Consider the following 15,052-nt stretch of genomic DNA (forward strand, 5'->3'; position numbering starts at 1 on the left):
GGAGGGACCGCTGCCGGCGACGCGAGTCTCCTGCCCCCGTTGCGGGCGGCCGCCGTCGTGCGCGGTCGCCCGGCGGCCGGCAGACCGCCCTGGGCTCAGGCGAGCGCGATCAGGTCCAGGTAGTCGGCGCCCCACAGGTCCTCGGCGCCGTCGGGCAGCAGCAGCACGCGCTCGGGGTCGAGCGCCGCGACGGCGCCCTCGTCGTGCGAGACGAGCACGACCGCGCCGGCGTAGTTGCGCAGCGCGGCGAGGATCTCCTCGCGCGACGCGGGGTCCAGGTTGTTGGTCGGCTCGTCGAGCAGCAGCACGTTGGCCGCCGAGACGACCAGGGCCGCGAGCGCGAGCCGCGTCTTCTCGCCACCCGAGAGCACGCGCGCGGGCTTGTCTGCGTCGTCGCCCGAGAACAGGAACGAGCCGAGCACCGAGCGGACCTGGGTGTCCGTGAGGTCGGGTGCGGCCGTCCGCAGGTTCTCGACGACGGTCCGCTCGAGGTCGAGCGTCTCGTGCTCCTGCGCGTAGTAGCCGAGCTTGAGGCCGTGGCCCGGCTTCACCTCGCCCGTGTCCGACTTCTCGATGCCGCCGAGGATGCGCAGCAGGGTCGTCTTGCCGGCGCCGTTGAGCCCGAGCACCACGACCTTCGAGCCGCGGTCGATGGCCAGGTCCACGTCGGTGAAGACCTCCTGCGACCCGTACGACTTCGACAGGCCCTCGGCCGTCAGCGGGGTCTTGCCGCACGGCGCCGGGTCGGGGAAGCGCAGGTGCGCGACCTTGTCGCTCATGCGCGCGGCCTCGAGGCCCGAGAGCATCTTCTCCGCACGGCGGGCCATGTTCTGGGCCGCGACCGCCTTGGTCGCCTTCGCGCGCATCTTGTCGGCCTGCGCCAGCAGGACGGCCGCCTTCTTCTCGGCGTTCGCGCGCTCGCGGCGGCGGCGCTTCTCGTCGGTCTCGCGCTGCTGCAGGTACGCGTCCCAGCCGAGGTTGTACTGGTCGAGCTGGCCGCGGTTCGCGTCCAGGTGGAACACCTTGTTGACCACCGCGCGCAGCAGGTCCGCGTCGTGCGAGATCACGATGAGCCCGCCTGAGTAGGCGCGCAGGTAGTCCCGCAGCCACGCGATCGAGTCCGCGTCCAGGTGGTTCGTCGGCTCGTCCAGCAGCAGCGTGTCGACACCCGAGAAGAGGATGCGCGCGAGCTCGACGCGGCGGCGCTGGCCGCCGGACAGCGTGCCGATCGTCTGGCCGAGCACGCGCTCGTCGAGCCCGAGGTTCGAGGCGATGCGGTGGGCCTCGCTCTCGGCGGCGTACCCGCCGGCCGCGGTGAACCGCGCCTCGAGCTTCGAGTACCGCTCCATCGCGGCGTCACGCGTGGCGTCGTCGCCGTCGGCCATCGCGACCTCGGTCGCGCGCATCTGCCGGACGATCTCGTCGAGCCCGCGGACCGAGAGCACGCGGTCCATCGCGAGCATCGTCAGGTCGCCCGTGCGCGGGTCCTGCGGCAGGTAGCCAACCTGCCCCGCCCGCGAGATGGTGCCGCCCGTGGGCTGCGTCTCCCCCGACAGGGTCTTGGTCAGCGTCGTCTTGCCCGCGCCGTTGCGGCCGACGAGCCCGATCCGGTCGCCGGCGGCGATCCGGAAGGTCGACGGCTCCAGCAGCACGCGTGCGCCGATGCGCAGCTCGACACCCGAGGCGGTGATCACGTGGGTTTTCCTCCGAGACGGCCGGCGGAGGGGGCCGCGGCACAAACGGCGTCAAGTCTACGGCCGCGGTGCCCGTCACCCCTTCGTGATTCCGCGCACGCCCGCACCGACCGGTCAGCCGACCGTCGGCCCGACCGTCAGCCGCGGGTCGCGTGGCCCTCCGCGCGCGCCCAGATGCCGAACGCGTTCGGCAGGTCCCGCACGTACGGCGCGAGGTCCGGGCAGTGCCGGGACAGGACGGCGCCCATCGACGCGGCCTTCACCCAGGCCATGCCCTCCGGCGTGTACACGTCGTCGGTGAACGACTCGGTGAAGAACCGGTCGCTGTTCAGCCGGCGAGACGCCATCAGCACGAAGATCCGGAACGCGGTGTCCGAGAAGGCGAAGCCCTCCGGCAGGTCCTCGGCCATCACGCCCGGGATGAGGTCGAGGTCCTCCAGCCGGCCCTCGTAGACCTCGTCGAGCTCGCGCGCCCACACGTCGTTGCTCGTGACGTCGGCGAACGACTCGGGAACCCTCAGGTGGAGCAGGCGGCGGAACTCGCAGTAGCGCGGGACGCCGAGCTCCCGGCAGCGCAGGACGTCGAGCGCCGCCATGTCCATGAGCTTGCCGTCGGGACGCACGTAGGTCTGCAGGCCGCGTGGGTAGTTGTGCAGCGTGACGAGGCCGGGGTTCGTGGTGCCGAACGTGTAGAGCAGGTCGGTCAGCCGCTGCCCGCGCAGGATCGGCACCGCCTGCGGACCGGTGATCTCCGAGAACTGCCGGGCGCCGAGCGTCGCGCTGTCGTCCGCCGCCGAGCGGAAGTCGAAGTCGTCCGGGATCAGCGGATGCATGCGGTAGACCGCGACGAACTCCTCGGTGAGCGCGTACGGCACCCCGAAGTCCTCGGTGCGCGTCCCCGGGATGCCGCGCAGCGCCTCGTCCTTCGAGAACGTGGCGACGAAGTCGTGCAGGTGCTCCCCCGCGAGCCCGTACCAGTTGACGTGCAGCGCCTCGGCGGCGGTCGGGTGCGCCGTCACGGCCGGCGTCCACTCGACCGTGTGGATCTTCGCGATCACGGCGCACGTCACGAGGCGCGCCTTCTGGAACAGCAGCTCGTCGTCGTAGTCGGGGTGGGCCTGCGCGAGGTGGGCGGCGACCGCGTTGTGCTCGAGCGAGAACAGCGTCTGCATCATGCCGAGCCCGAGCCAGAAGCCGGGCGTCCGCGTGGGGTCGGCGGCTGGGTCGTCGGGCACGGGAGGCATCCCGTCGACGATCCGCAGCCGCCCGCCCGCGCCCTCGCGCAGGAACCGCTGCGCGTCGAGATCGCTCCCGTAGATCGACGAGCCGTCCCACCAGTGCGTGTTGACGTTGCGGTACGTCGGCGGGTGCGGCGAGTCGGGCGGCGACGTCGGGTCGGGCGGCGTGCGCATGACGAGCACGGGCGGGTCCGGCCAGTCGTCGCCCTCGACGGTCGGGAGCACCCACGGGTCGGTCGTCGGGCTCGTCCCGTGGCGGAACCAGTCGTGGATCATGAACTGGAGCCAGGACGCGATGATGGCGTTGCCCGCCGTGGCGGCGTTGAGCCGCTCGCGCGTCATGAGCCGGCGGCTGACCACGCGGGGGTTGGGGACGAGCATCCGGTCCGTGTCGGGCCACGTGTGCTCGAGCGGCACGTTGCGTCCGAATCGCGTGCCCGCCATGCCCATCTCGGGGTGCGCGAGGTCGTTCCAGCTGCCGTCCGGGGTGCGCTCGTCGCGGAACCGCTCGTCGTACGCGGGCGGCTGGACCGCATGCACCGCCGGCAGGCGCGAGGTGTCGAACAGGTTCTCGCGGCGCAGCGTGTCCCGGATGCCGATGAGCTCCGCGAGGCCGAGCACCTTCGGCAGCTCGTACCACGGGTGCTCGCGCGAGATCTCGTCGGCGAGGTGGTCGTACCAGGAGCGCAGCGGGCCGGGCCGGTCCGGGACGTCCGACGTGCTCGTGTGCTCGGGCTTCTCCTCGACGGACATGGTGGCCCCCTCGCCGGTCTCCGTGGTGAGGCGGCCAAACTATCGCCGACGCGACATCTCGGGCAGGCCCGCCTACCACCGCGCGCTCCGTCACGGAGCGGTGCGGCCGTGGTGGATTCCTCCGACGCTGCGCCGTCCTCGTTGGCCGCGCGCACAGGACTCGGCCGTCGGGTGAACGGCTAGCGTCGAGCACACCCGCGCAGCTCCGGCGGGTGGCCCATCCGACACGAGCCCCGAGGGGGACCCATGTCCGGCACGACCACCGACCAGCACCACGACCCCGCGACCGCGCCGACGCCGCCCGCCACGGCGCCCGTCCCGGTCGTGCGCCGCCAGGCGACCACCGACGTCGCGCTGGTCGCGACGTTCGCCGCGTTCATCGCCGTCTGCAGCATCGTCCCGGGCGTCCCGGGTCCGGCCGGCGTGCCGTTCACGCTCCAGACGTTCGCCGTGGTCCTCGCCGGCCTGGTGCTCGGCGCTCGGCGCGGCCTCGCGGCCGTCGCGCTCTACCTCGTCGTCGGGCTCGCGGGCGTGCCCGTGTTCGCGGACCACAGCGCCGGCCTCGCGGTGCTCACCGGGCCGACCGGCGGGTACCTCGTCGGGTTCCTCGCCGCCGCGACCGTCGCCGGCGCGCTGGCCGGCCCCGCCCTGCACGTCGCAACCCGCACGCTCGGCGACGGGACGGGTCGTGCGGGGCGCGGTGCGCTCGCGCGACTCGCCGCCCGGCCGTGGTGGCGAGGCGGCGTGCGCTACGTCGCCCTGCTGGTGGCCGGTCTGGTCGCGAGCCCCGTGGTGCTCGACGTCTTCGGCATCGCGGGCCTCGTGTGGCGCGCCGGGCTGTCGTTCCACGCCGCCTTCGCCGCCAACCTGCCGTTCGTGCCGGGCGACGTGATCAAGACAGCCCTCGCGGCCCTCGTCGCGCTCACGGTGTTCCGCGCGTTCCCCGACCTGGCCCGCACGCGCCGCTGACGTGATCGAGCTCGACGACGTCCTCGTCACCGCCTGGTCACCCGACCCGGCGGGCGGTCCCGACCGCGTCGTGCCGCTGCTCGGGCCGGTGACGCTGCGGCTGGCCGAGCGGCGGATCGCCGTCGTCGGGGCGAACGGGTCGGGCAAGTCGACGCTCGCGCGGCTGCTCAACGGTCTGGTGCTGCCGTCGGCCGGCGCCGTCACGGTCGACGGTCTCGACACCGCGCGGGACGGCGCGGCGGTGCGGCGGCGCGTCGGGTTCGTGTTCACGGACCCTGACGCGCAGATCGTCATGCCGACGCCCGTCGAGGACGTCGCGCTCTCGCTGCGCCGCCTGCCGCTGACGAAGGCCGCGCGGCAGGCGGCCGCGATCGACGCGCTCGACCGGTTCGGGCTGGGCGACCGCGCGCACGTCCCGGTCCAGGCGCTGTCCGGCGGCCAGCGCCAGCTGCTCGCGCTCGCGTCCGTGCTGGCGACCCGGCCCGACGTGCTCGTCTGCGACGAGCCGACGACGCTGCTCGACCTGCGCTGGCGCTCGCGCGTCGACGCGCTCCTCGAGGGCCTCGAGCAGCAGGTGGTCCTCGTGACGCACGACCTCGAGGCCGCCGCGCGCGCCGACCGCGTTCTCGTCGTCGACGGCGGCCGCGTCGTCGCGGACGGCGACCCGGCGTCAGCCCTCGCCGCGTATCGCGCGCTCATGCTCGGGGTGCGTCCGTGAGCCGTTCCGGCCAGCCGCTGCGCGCGCCGTGGGCCGGCCCGCTCGGCCTCTACCACCCCGGGACGAGCGTCGTGCACCGCGCGCCGGCCGGCGCGAAGCTGCTGGCCCTCCTGGCCGCCACGACGACCGTGGTGCTCGTGCACGGGCCGGCCTCGGGAGCCGTGGCCCTCGCTCTCGCGGTCGGGCTCCAGGCGCTCGCGCGCGTGCCGCTGCACCGCACGACGCGCGGCATGGCGGGGCTGCTCGTGACGATCGCCGTCGTCGGCGCCTTCCAGTGGTGGGTCGCGGGCTGGGCCGCGGCGCTCGAGGTGTCCCTCGACTTCCTGGCCGTCGCGCTGCTGGCGACGCTGCTCACGGCGACGACGCGCGCCGACGACCTGCTCGACGCGCTGAGCCGCGCGGTCCGTCCGCTGCGCCCGCTGGGCCTGCGGCCCGAGACGTTCTCGCTCGCGGTCGGCCTGCTGCTGCGCTCGATCCCGGTGCTGATCGGCACGACGCTCGAGTCGCGCGACGCCGCCCGCGCCCGAGGGCTGGAGCGCGAGCCGCGCGCGCTGGTCGTGCCGGCCGCCGTCCGGATGATCGGCCACGCGCGCGCCACGGGCGACGCCCTCGCGGCGCGTGGCCTCGGCGACGACGCAGGGCCGACCGGCTGACGGCCGCCCGCCTCGCGTCGCGGGCCGCCCGGACCCGAATTACCGTCTCGGCATGACTTTCCAGGAGGGCGGGTCCTTCAACTCGGGACGTGTCGGGACGCGCAGCGGCGCCGGGCGCGGCCTGGCGATCGGCGGTGGCGGCATCGGCGCTGCTCTCGTCGCGCTGGTGATCGTGCTGCTGACGCACGGCCAGGCGGACCCGACCCAGCTGCTGCAGGGAGCGGGCGGCCAGGAGACCGAGGGCACGGTCGGTCAGTGCAGCGCCGAGCAGGCGAACACCGACCGGACGTGCCGGCTCTCCGCGACCATCGACTCGCTCGACACGGTCTGGGGCCCCACGATGCAGCAGGAGGGCGCCGAGGTGCCGGCGGTGTGGTCGTTCAAGGACTCGACCGACACGGGGTGCGGTCAGGCGTCGGCTGCCAGCGGGCCGTTCTACTGCCCGGACGACAAGTCGATCTATCTCGACACGAGCTTCTTCGACGACCTCACGACGCAGCTGGGCGCGGAGGGCGGTCCGCTCGCCGAGGAGTACGTGGTGGCGCACGAGTACGGCCACCACATCCAGCAGGTGACGGGCGTGATGGCACGGGCGAACCGGGGTGGGACGGGTGCGTCGTCGGACTCGGTGCGCGTCGAGCTCCAGGCCGACTGCCTCGCGGGCGTGTGGGCCGGCAAGGCGGCGAGCACCGTCGACCCGGACACCGGCGTGACCTACCTGAAGCCCATCACGCACCAGCAGCTCGAGACGGCGCTCGACGCCGCCGCCGCGGTCGGCGACGACCACATCCAGGCGCAGTCCGGCGCCGGCGTGAACCCCGACTCGTTCACGCACGGCACGAGCGCGCAGCGGCAGCGGTGGTTCACCAAGGGCTACCAGGGCAAGTCGATCGCCTCGTGCGACACCTTCTCGGCGTCGTCGCTCTGACGGAGGCCACGCCACCGGTCGTTCTCCCGACGTCCGCCGGACGTTCTCCGGCCGTTGGCGTCCGGCCGCCAGGGTGGGGCCGCGCCCGCGACGCCGGTTTCGGGCGATCCGCACCCTTCGAGGAGTACCGATGCGTGCACGACGTGCGCTCCTGTCCCTGACCCTCGCCGTGGCGGCCGTCGCCGCGACCGCGGCTCCCACCCTGGCTGCGCCGACGCCGCCCGGGCAGGACAAGCCGGGGCACTACAGCTTCGCGGTCATCGGCGACGTGCCCTACGGCGCCGCTCAGATCGCGGCGTTCCCGCAGTGGATCCAGCAGATCAACGCCGCCGACCCCGAGCTGACGTTCCACGTCGGCGACATCAAGAACGGCTCGAGCCGCTGCGACGACGCCTACTACGGGCAGATCAAGGCCGACTTCGACACGTTCGTGAACCCGTTGGTCTACGTCCCGGGCGACAACGAGTGGACCGACTGCCACCGCGCCAACAACGGCGCGTACAACCCGCTCGAGCGCCTCGCCTACGACCGCTCCGCCTTCTTCGCGAACCCCGGCTGGTCGCTCGGCCAGAACCCGATCCGCCTCGACTCGCAGGCCGCGGCCGGGTACCCGGAGAACGTCCAGCTGCGGCGCGACGGCGTGGACTTCGCGATGTACGACGTCGTGGGCAGCAACGACGGACGTCAGCCGTGGGACGGGCTCGGCTACACCCAGGCGACCCCCGAGCAGCTCGCGGCCGAGGACGCCCGCATGGCGAACGCGATCGCACTGATCCGCGACTCGTTCGCCCAGGCGCGTCAGCGCCACGACCGCGGCGTCGTCCTCCTGCAGCAGGCGGACATGTTCGACCCGACCTACACGCCGACGTGGAACGACATCTCCGCGTTCCAGCCGCTCGTGCAGGCGATCGTCGACGAGTCCCGGACCTTCCGCGGCGAGGTGTACCTCGTCAACGGCGACAGCCACGTCTACAACAGCGACCAGCCGCTCGCGACCGGCTCGCCCTGGCTCGCGACCTACCGCGTCACGGGCTCGGCGGACAACCTGCACCGGATCACCGTCGACGGCTCGAGCAACAACAAGGACTGGCTGTCGGTGACGATCAACCGGCCGGGCGCCGACCACGTGCTGAGCTGGACGCGGGTGCCCTACCTCGTGCAGCCCTGACGCGACGGGGTGGTCGCGGGCGCGAGCCTGCGACCCCTCCGCCCGTCCCGGGCTCAGGCCGCGGGCAGCGTCGTCTCGATGCCGACCTGCTGCCACGCATCCGCCACGACCCGCGCCGCGTCGTCCCCGAACGCCTTGACCGCGGCGTCGACCGTCCGCTGCGCGAAGTCGGCGAACGTGAGGCCCGTCGGCCGGTCCGCGGCGGTGAGCACCTCGTACCAGACCTGACCCGCGCGCTCCCACGAGTACCCCCCGAGGCCGACGGCCGCGAGGTAGAAGGCACGGTTCGGGATGCCCGAGTTCACGTGCGGGTCGCCGCCCTCGACGAAGCCCGTCATGTCGGCCGGCTGGGGGTCCGTGCCGAGCACCGGGTCGTCGTACGCCGTGCCGGGTGCCTTGAGCGACCGGAGCGCGACGCCGTGGACGCCCGACGCCAGCAGGCCGGCACCGATCAGCCAGTCGGCCTCGTCGGACGTCTGCTGGGGCGACGCGTGGAACTGCTTGACCATCGAGCCGAACACGTCGGAGACCGACTCGTTCAGCGCGCCCGGCTGGTCGCCGTCGTCGAGGCCGCCGCTGTACTGCGTGACGCCGTGCGTCAGCTCGTGGCCCATGACGTCGACCGCGATCGTGAACCGGTTGAACAGCGTGCCGTCACCGTCGCCGAACACCATCTGCGAGCCGTTCCAGAACGCGTTGTCGTAGTCCCGCGCGTAGTGGACGGTGCCCACGAGGTCCATGCCGCGGCCGTCGATCGAGTCGCGGTCGAACTCGCCGCCGTACAGCCGCAGCGTCGCCGTCAGGCCGTCGAACGCCTCGTCGACCGCGACGTCCGAGCCGCCCGGACCGTGCTGCGTACGGGCGACCGTGCCGGGCAGCGCGGTCCGGTTACCCGCGGTGTAGATCGTCACCGTCGCCGTCGGCGTCAGCGCCTGGGACAGCGCCTCCGGGACCACCGGCGGCGGCGTCGGCTCGGAACGTCCGCCGACGAGCGCGCCCGACAGCCGCAGCGTGTGCCGGGCGGCCTCGCGCTGCTCGGGCGAGCCGTTCTCGGCGATGGACTCGAGCATGTGCGGCGGGACGATGCACGCGAACGGGTGGCGGTCGGTCATGCGGCTCCTTCGGGGTCGTCGGGTGAGGGGGGCGTCGCGGCGAGCGACGAGATCGTGCGGACGAGCTCGGTGAGCACCGGGTCGTCGTCGAGGTCGGTGAACGTGATCGTGCGGTTGACGGTGCCCTCGCCCGTCACGGTGAGCGTGAACGTGCGGTAGTCGGCCGCCCCCGACGGCACGGGCGCCTCGGCGGGTCGGCCGGCGAGGTCCGCGTCGTCGACGAGCCCCACGAGCCGGGTGGACGCCGCCATCTGCAGCCGCTCGGTCTCGATCACCACGTGCCGCATCGCCGGGGGCACCGGAGCGAAGCCGCCGGACTGCGAGAGCTCGATCTCCATCGGCGGTCCTCCCTCGCGGCTCGGGCTGCGACCAGTCTTGTCCGCACCACCGACACCCGCGCGGTGACGACCCGGCGTCAGCCGCGCTCGGCGTCCTCGACCCTCGCGAGCCGCGGGTCGCGCAGGCCCACCGCGTCGGTCTCCCACATCGCCTGGGGGTAGACGACGCGCCCTGCCATCCAGGGCTCGAGAGCCGCGAGCGTCGCCACCTGGAACGCTGGCTCGGGGATCCGCACGGACGGCCGCTCGAACCCCCGGGCCGACGCGGGCTCGAACCCGCGCGGGCCGTAGTAGCGCCAGTCACCCTCGAGGAACACGGCGGGCGCCGCGAGAGCCTCGGCCGCCGCGAGCGCCGCCGCGACGAGCCGCGTCCCGACGCCCTCGCCCTGACGCGCCGGCGCGACCGCGAGCGGCGTGAGCATCAGGACGTCGACGAGCCGGTCGCGCGCGTCCACCCACGCGCGGCTCAGCCGCACGTACCCCACGACCCCACCGTCGTCCGCCACGAGGTCGGCGCGGCTCGCGCCCGTCGTGTCGAGCGCCCTCGTCATCGTGAGCACGTGCGCGCCGTCGGACCCGAACGCGGCGGCGACCACCTCGTCGGCGGCCCGCTGGTCCCCGGGCACGGCGGCGCGGATCTCCATCCGGCCACCGTAGGTCTGCGGCAACGCACCGACCGCACTCATTCCGGCGGCTCCGAACCCGGCGCGGTTCGATGTATACCCCCAGGGGTATACGATGGGGCCATGAGTCACGCACAGATCCCGACCCAGCCCGGGCCGCCCACGCGCATCGTCGTGGTCGGCGGCGTGGCGGCCGGCATGAGCTGCGCCGCGCGCGCACGCCGCCTCGACGAGCGCGCCGAGATCGTCGTGCTCGAGCGCGGCGAGCACGTCTCGTTCGCCGGCTGCGGCCTCCCGTACCACGTGGGCGGCGAGATCCCGTCGGCCGAGCAGCTGCTCGTGCAGACGCCGGCGTCGTTGCGCGCCGCGCTCGACCTCGACGTCCGCCCCGGGCACGACGTCGTCGGCCTCGACGCGACCGCGCGGGTCGTGCACGTCCGGACCGCCGAGGGCGGGGTGACGCTGCCCTACGACGCGCTCGTGCTCGCCCCCGGTGCCCGCGCCGTCACTCCCCCGCTGCCGGGCGTCGACTCGCCGCGGGTGCGCACGCTGCGCACCGTCGGCGACGCCCGAGCGCTGCGCGACCAGGTGACCGCGGGCGCGCCCCGTGCGGTCGTGCTCGGAGGCGGCTTCATCGGCCTCGAGGCGGCCGAGCAGCTCGCGCAGGCCGGCCTCGAGGTCGCGCTCGTCGAGCTCGCGAGCCACGTGCTCCCGCCGCTCGAGCCCGAGCTGGCCTCGCTCGTCACGGCCGAGCTCGAGCGCCTCGGCATCGCCGTCCACGACGGGGTCGGCGCGACGGAGGTCGAGCACGGGCCGCGGCACGACACGGTCGTGCTCGCCGACGGCACGCGGCTCGCCGCGGAGCTCGTCGTCCTGTCGGTCGGCGTGCGGCCCGACACCGCGGTGTTCGAGGCGGCGGGCGTGGCGTGCGAGCGCGGCGCGATCGTCGTCGACCAGCACGGGCGCACCAACCTCCCCGGCGTCTGGGCGGCGGGCGACGCGGTCGTCGCGACGGACACGGTCACGGGTGTCAGGCGGCCCGTCCCGCTCGCGGGGCCGGCCAACCGCGCGGGTCGACAGGTCGCCGACGCGATCCTGCGCCCCGAGACGGCACGCCCGATCCCGACCGCACTCGGCACCGCTATCGTGCGCGTGGGCGAGCTGGCCGCGGCCCTGACGGGCGCGAACCGCGCCGCGCTCGCCGAGGCCGGCGTCGCGCACCACACCGTGCACCTGCACCCGAGCCAGCACGCCGGCTGGTTCCCGGGCGCGAGCCCGGTGCACCTGGTCGTGCACTTCGCGGACGACGGACGGCTGCTCGGCGCGCAGGCCGTGGGCGCCGACGGCGTCGACAAGCGGATCGACGTGCTGGCCACGGCGATCCGCGCGGGCCTGACGGTCGGCGACCTCATCGATCTCGACCTCGCGTACGCGCCGCCGTTCGGGTCGGCGAAGGACGCGGTCAACCTCGCCGGCATGGCGGCCTCGAACGTCCTCGACGGCAGGCTGCGCCTCTGGCACGCCGCCGACCTCGACGACGCGCTCGGCACCGCGCTGGTGCTCGACGTGCGCAGCCGCGCCGAGTTCGATGCCGGGCACGTGGCCGGCGCGCTGAACGTGCCCCACACCGAGCTGCGTGACCGCCTCGACGAGGTGCGCGCCGCCGCCGCCGGCCGACCGGTGCGTGCGCTGTGCGGCTCCGGGCTCCGCTCGCACATCGCGCACCGCGTGCTCAGCCAGGCCGGGTTCGACTCGGCCTCGCTCTCGGGCGGCATGCTCACGCTGCGCGCCGCGCTCGGCCGCCAGGCCACCACCCGTCTCGTCACCGAGGAGGCACTCGTCGCATGACCCCCGACGCCGAAGCCCAGCGCAGCATCCTCAACCGCCTCCGCCGCGCGCGCGGCCAGCTCGACGCCGTCATCACGGCCGTGGAGACAGGCGGCTCGTGCCGCGACGTCGTCACGCAGCTCGCCGCCGTCACGAGCGCGCTCGACAAGGCGGGCTACGCGATCGTCGCGACCGCGATGCGCGACTGCGTCGTCGACCCCGGCGGCACGGCCGCCGCGGAGGACGGACTGACCACCGACGAGCTCCGCAAGCTCTTCCTCATGCTCGCCTGACGCGAGCCCGCACCGCCGAACACCCCAGCAAGGAGAAGAACCACCGTGTGCTACCCCACCACCTGTTCCACCTGCGGCAAGACCACCTGGGCGGGCTGCGGCCAGCACGTCGCCGACGTCCAGCGCTCCGTCCCGGCCGCGCAGTGGTGCGCCGGCCACCCGGACCAGGCGCGCAAGGACGGCGGCTTCCTCAGCAGGCTCTTCGGTCGCTGAGCGAGGTCGCGCCGCGACGACGAGAGGCCCGGGCCCGGCTCCGTGCCGGGTCCCGGGCCTCGTGGCGTCCGGGCGAGGCTCAGCCGACGAGCTGCGCCAGGTCGACGAGCCGGTTCGAGAAGCCCCACTCGTTGTCGTACCAGGCGAGGATCTTCACCTGGCTCCCGACGACCTGGGTGAGGGGTGCGTCGAAGATCGCCGAGTGCGGGTTGCCCACGATGTCCGCCGACACGAGCGGAGCCTCGCTGTACTGCAGGTAGGGCGCGAGCGGGCCGGACGACGCCGCCTCGCGGAACGCGGCGTTGACGTCGGCCGCCGAGGCGGGCCGCGTCAGCTGCGCCGTCAGGTCGGTGATCGAGCCGACCGGCACGGGCACGCGCAGCGCGAAGCCCGTCAGCTTCCCGTCGAGCTCCGGGATGATCTTGCCGATCGTCTTCGCGGCACCGGACGACGTCGGGATCGTCGACATCGCGGCGGCGCGCGCCCGGCGGAGGTCGCTGTGCGGCGCGTCGTGCAGGCGCTGGTCGCTCGTGTAGGCGTGCACCGTCGTCATGAGGCCCGACTCGATGCCGAACGCGTCGTGCAGCACCTTGGCCATGGGCGCGAGGCAGTTGGTGGTGCACGAGCCGTTCGAGAACACGTCGGAGCTCGCCGGGTCGACGCTGTTGACGCCGAGCACGACGGCCGGGACGTCGCCCTTGGCCGGCGCCGAGATGATGACCTTCCGCGCGCCGCCCTCGAGGTGCTTGCGCGCGCCGGCGGCGTCGGTGAACCGCCCGGTCGACTCGATGACGACGTCTGCCCCGACCTCGCCCCACGGGATCTGCGCCGGGTCCGGCTGGGCGAACACGCGCAGCTTGGCGTCACCGACCACGATCGTGTCGCCGTCGGCGTGCACGCCGTCCAGGTGCCCCGAGATCGAGTCCCACTCGAGCAGCGTCGCGAGGGTGTCGACGCCCGTGATGTCGTTGACGGCGACGACCTCCACGTCGGCCTCGGTCGCGAGCGCCGCGCGCAGGAAGGACCGGCCGATCCGGCCGAAGCCGTTGATGCCGACTCGCACAGTCATAGGTGTCTCCTCATTCGTTGGATGACGGACCGGGTGACGTCGCCGGGCCTCGCGCCGCATGGAGCAGCGCGACGGCCCCACGGATCGCCGCGTCCATGGGCTCCTGCGAGCCGCGGGCGCGGGCGAGCACGTAGCCGCCCTGGATGACGGCCTGGAGCGTGAGGGCCAGCTCGGCCGGCACGACGCTCGGCGGCAGCTCGCCGGCCTCGACCGCCTCAGCGATCGCGCGCTCCCAGCGGCGTCCGGCGACCTCGAAGGCGTCGGCGACGAGACCCAGCAGCTCGGGGTCGGACACCACCTGCGGGTCCTGCGTCATGCGCCCGACGCGGCAGCCCTGCGTGCCCGGGCGCGGCTCGGCCAGGTAGCGCTCGATCCGCTCGATCGGGTCGCCCTCGCCCTCGAGGACGCTCGTCGCCGCCAGGACGACGTCGATCGAGCGGCGGAACGCCGCGACCGCAAGCTCGTGCTTGCCCGCGAAGTGGTGGTACATGCTGCCCTGCCCCACCCCGGCGCGCTCCATCACGTCCTTCGGGCTGGTGGCCGCGTAGCCCCGCTCCCACAACAGGTCGGCCATCGCGGTGGTGAGGTCCTCCCGTGCGGTCATGCCGCCACTGTACATACTAGTAGTTACAGTCGCTAGCCGACCAGCTCCTCCGCGCTGGTTGCCGCCGCCCGCGCCCCCTGACACAGTCGACCGGTGCTGACTCCGGTGGCCGACGGCGTGTGGGTGCGACAGAGCGAGTGGGTGGCGAGCAACGCCACCGTGGTCCGAGCCGGCGACGGTCTCGTGCTCGTCGACCCCGGCATCGGCGGCGCCGACCTGACCGAGCTAGCCGACGACGTGGACGCGCTCGGGCTTCCGGTGGTCGCCGGCCTGTGCACGCACCCCCACTGGGACCACCTGCTGTGGCACCCGCGGTTCGGGGACGTGCCGCGCTACGCCACGGCCGCCGCCGCCGCGGTCGCGACCACGGCGCAGGAACGGGCTCGTGACATGGCGGCGCAGAGTGCCGAGGGCGTCCCGCTCGACCTGGTCGCGCTCGTCACGCCGCTCCCTGCGGACGGCGGGCCGATCCCGGGCGAGCTGCTCGAGCACGATGCGCACGCCGCCGGCCACGTCGCCCTCCTGCTGGCCGACCGCCGCGCGCTCGTCGCCGGCGACATGCTCTCCGACCTGCTGATCCCGATCCTGGACCGGAACCGGCCAGGCCAGGTCGACGCCTACGCGGACGCGCTCGACCGGCTCGGCGAGGCCGCGCGGCACGTCGACGTCGTGGTGCCCGGCCACGGCAGCGTCGCGCGGGGTGCCGAGGTCGCTGAGCGCGTGGCCGCCGACCGCGCGTACATCGAGGCGCTACGCCGCGGCGAGGACCCCGTCGACGCACGCCTCGACCAGGACTGGGTCGCCGCGATCCACCGCGCGAACGTCGAGCTCGCGGCGCGCCCGGGCTGACGG

At 74.0% G+C, this 15,052-nt stretch carries 16 protein-coding genes; 9 read left to right on the forward strand and 7 right to left on the reverse strand.

From position 1 onward, the window contains the following. Positions 1-95 precede the first annotated feature (95 nt). Entirely contained in the window at positions 96-1,694 is a 1,599-nt protein-coding gene (locus QRT04_RS16120; protein ID WP_289456659.1) for an ABC-F family ATP-binding cassette domain-containing protein, read from the reverse strand. 137 nt (positions 1,695-1,831) lie between these two features. Then, on the reverse strand, positions 1,832-3,685 hold the full coding sequence (locus tag QRT04_RS16125; protein ID WP_289456660.1) for a peroxidase family protein: 1,854 nt from the start codon (positions 3,683-3,685) through the stop codon (positions 1,832-1,834). 246 nt (positions 3,686-3,931) lie between these two features. Between QRT04_RS16125 and QRT04_RS16130 the strand changes: the two genes are divergently transcribed. From QRT04_RS16130 to QRT04_RS16150, 5 genes are all read left to right on the forward strand, one after another. Then, positions 3,932-4,654, forward strand: coding sequence for a biotin transporter BioY (locus QRT04_RS16130; RefSeq protein WP_289456662.1), 723 nt, complete (start codon positions 3,932-3,934; stop codon positions 4,652-4,654). A gap of 1 nt (position 4,655) precedes the next feature. Then, on the forward strand, positions 4,656-5,372 hold the full coding sequence (locus QRT04_RS16135) for an energy-coupling factor ABC transporter ATP-binding protein (protein WP_289456664.1): 717 nt from the start codon (positions 4,656-4,658) through the stop codon (positions 5,370-5,372). Further along, on the forward strand, positions 5,369-6,025 hold the full coding sequence (locus QRT04_RS16140; protein WP_289456666.1) for an energy-coupling factor transporter transmembrane component T family protein: 657 nt from the start codon (positions 5,369-5,371) through the stop codon (positions 6,023-6,025). The genes QRT04_RS16135 and QRT04_RS16140 overlap by 4 nt, the downstream gene beginning before the upstream one ends. Positions 6,026-6,077: 52 nt before the next feature. Further along, positions 6,078-6,953 carry a KPN_02809 family neutral zinc metallopeptidase gene (gene ypfJ, locus QRT04_RS16145; protein WP_289456668.1) on the forward strand — a complete coding sequence of 292 codons (876 nt, stop codon included), beginning with the start codon at positions 6,078-6,080 and terminating at the stop codon, positions 6,951-6,953. Between the two features lie 130 nt (positions 6,954-7,083). Continuing rightward, on the forward strand, positions 7,084-8,121 hold the full coding sequence (locus QRT04_RS16150) for a hypothetical protein (protein WP_289456670.1): 1,038 nt from the start codon (positions 7,084-7,086) through the stop codon (positions 8,119-8,121). 53 nt (positions 8,122-8,174) lie between these two features. On the opposite strand, the gene QRT04_RS16155 is transcribed toward QRT04_RS16150, so the two are convergent. The 3 genes from QRT04_RS16155 to QRT04_RS16165 form a co-directional block, all read right to left on the reverse strand. Then, positions 8,175-9,233 carry a M4 family metallopeptidase gene (locus tag QRT04_RS16155; protein WP_289456672.1) on the reverse strand — a complete coding sequence of 353 codons (1,059 nt, stop codon included), beginning with the start codon at positions 9,231-9,233 and terminating at the stop codon, positions 8,175-8,177. Beyond that, the gene (locus QRT04_RS16160) at positions 9,230-9,571 is read right to left on the reverse strand and encodes a protealysin inhibitor emfourin (protein ID WP_289456674.1); all 342 of its coding nucleotides are present in this window, start codon (positions 9,569-9,571) and stop codon (positions 9,230-9,232) included. The genes QRT04_RS16155 and QRT04_RS16160 overlap by 4 nt, the downstream gene beginning before the upstream one ends. 77 nt (positions 9,572-9,648) lie before the next feature. Beyond that, positions 9,649-10,215, reverse strand: coding sequence for a GNAT family N-acetyltransferase (locus tag QRT04_RS16165; RefSeq protein ID WP_289456676.1), 567 nt, complete (start codon positions 10,213-10,215; stop codon positions 9,649-9,651). 102 nt (positions 10,216-10,317) lie between these two features. Here QRT04_RS16165 and QRT04_RS16170 point away from each other — a divergent pair, with 102 nt between their 5' ends. The 3 genes from QRT04_RS16170 to QRT04_RS16180 are packed head-to-tail and all read left to right on the forward strand — an operon-like array spanning position 10,318 to position 12,527. Further along, a complete protein-coding gene (locus tag QRT04_RS16170) occupies positions 10,318-12,042 on the forward strand; it encodes an FAD-dependent oxidoreductase (protein WP_289456679.1) in 1,725 nt (574 codons plus the stop codon). Beyond that, complete coding sequence (locus QRT04_RS16175) at positions 12,039-12,314, forward strand: metal-sensitive transcriptional regulator (RefSeq protein WP_289456680.1); 276 nt, start codon at positions 12,039-12,041, stop codon at positions 12,312-12,314. Before QRT04_RS16170 ends, QRT04_RS16175 begins: the two co-directional genes overlap by 4 nt. Positions 12,315-12,359: 45 nt before the next feature. Further along, on the forward strand, positions 12,360-12,527 hold the full coding sequence (locus QRT04_RS16180) for a hypothetical protein (RefSeq protein WP_289456682.1): 168 nt from the start codon (positions 12,360-12,362) through the stop codon (positions 12,525-12,527). Between the two features lie 79 nt (positions 12,528-12,606). On the opposite strand, the gene gap is transcribed toward QRT04_RS16180, so the two are convergent. Then, the gene (gap, locus tag QRT04_RS16185; RefSeq protein WP_289456684.1) at positions 12,607-13,596 is read right to left on the reverse strand and encodes a type I glyceraldehyde-3-phosphate dehydrogenase; all 990 of its coding nucleotides are present in this window, start codon (positions 13,594-13,596) and stop codon (positions 12,607-12,609) included. A 10-nt stretch (positions 13,597-13,606) separates the two neighbouring features. Next, on the reverse strand, positions 13,607-14,200 hold the full coding sequence (locus QRT04_RS16190) for a TetR/AcrR family transcriptional regulator (protein ID WP_289456686.1): 594 nt from the start codon (positions 14,198-14,200) through the stop codon (positions 13,607-13,609). Positions 14,201-14,293: 93 nt separating this feature from the next. Here QRT04_RS16190 and QRT04_RS16195 point away from each other — a divergent pair, with 93 nt between their 5' ends. Further along, complete coding sequence (locus QRT04_RS16195; RefSeq protein ID WP_289456687.1) at positions 14,294-15,049, forward strand: MBL fold metallo-hydrolase; 756 nt, start codon at positions 14,294-14,296, stop codon at positions 15,047-15,049. The last annotated feature ends 3 nt before the right edge of the window (positions 15,050-15,052 follow it).

The organism is Cellulomonas alba, from assembly GCF_030362835.1.
Taxonomy (GTDB): Bacteria; Actinomycetota; Actinomycetes; order Actinomycetales; family Cellulomonadaceae; genus Cellulomonas; species Cellulomonas alba.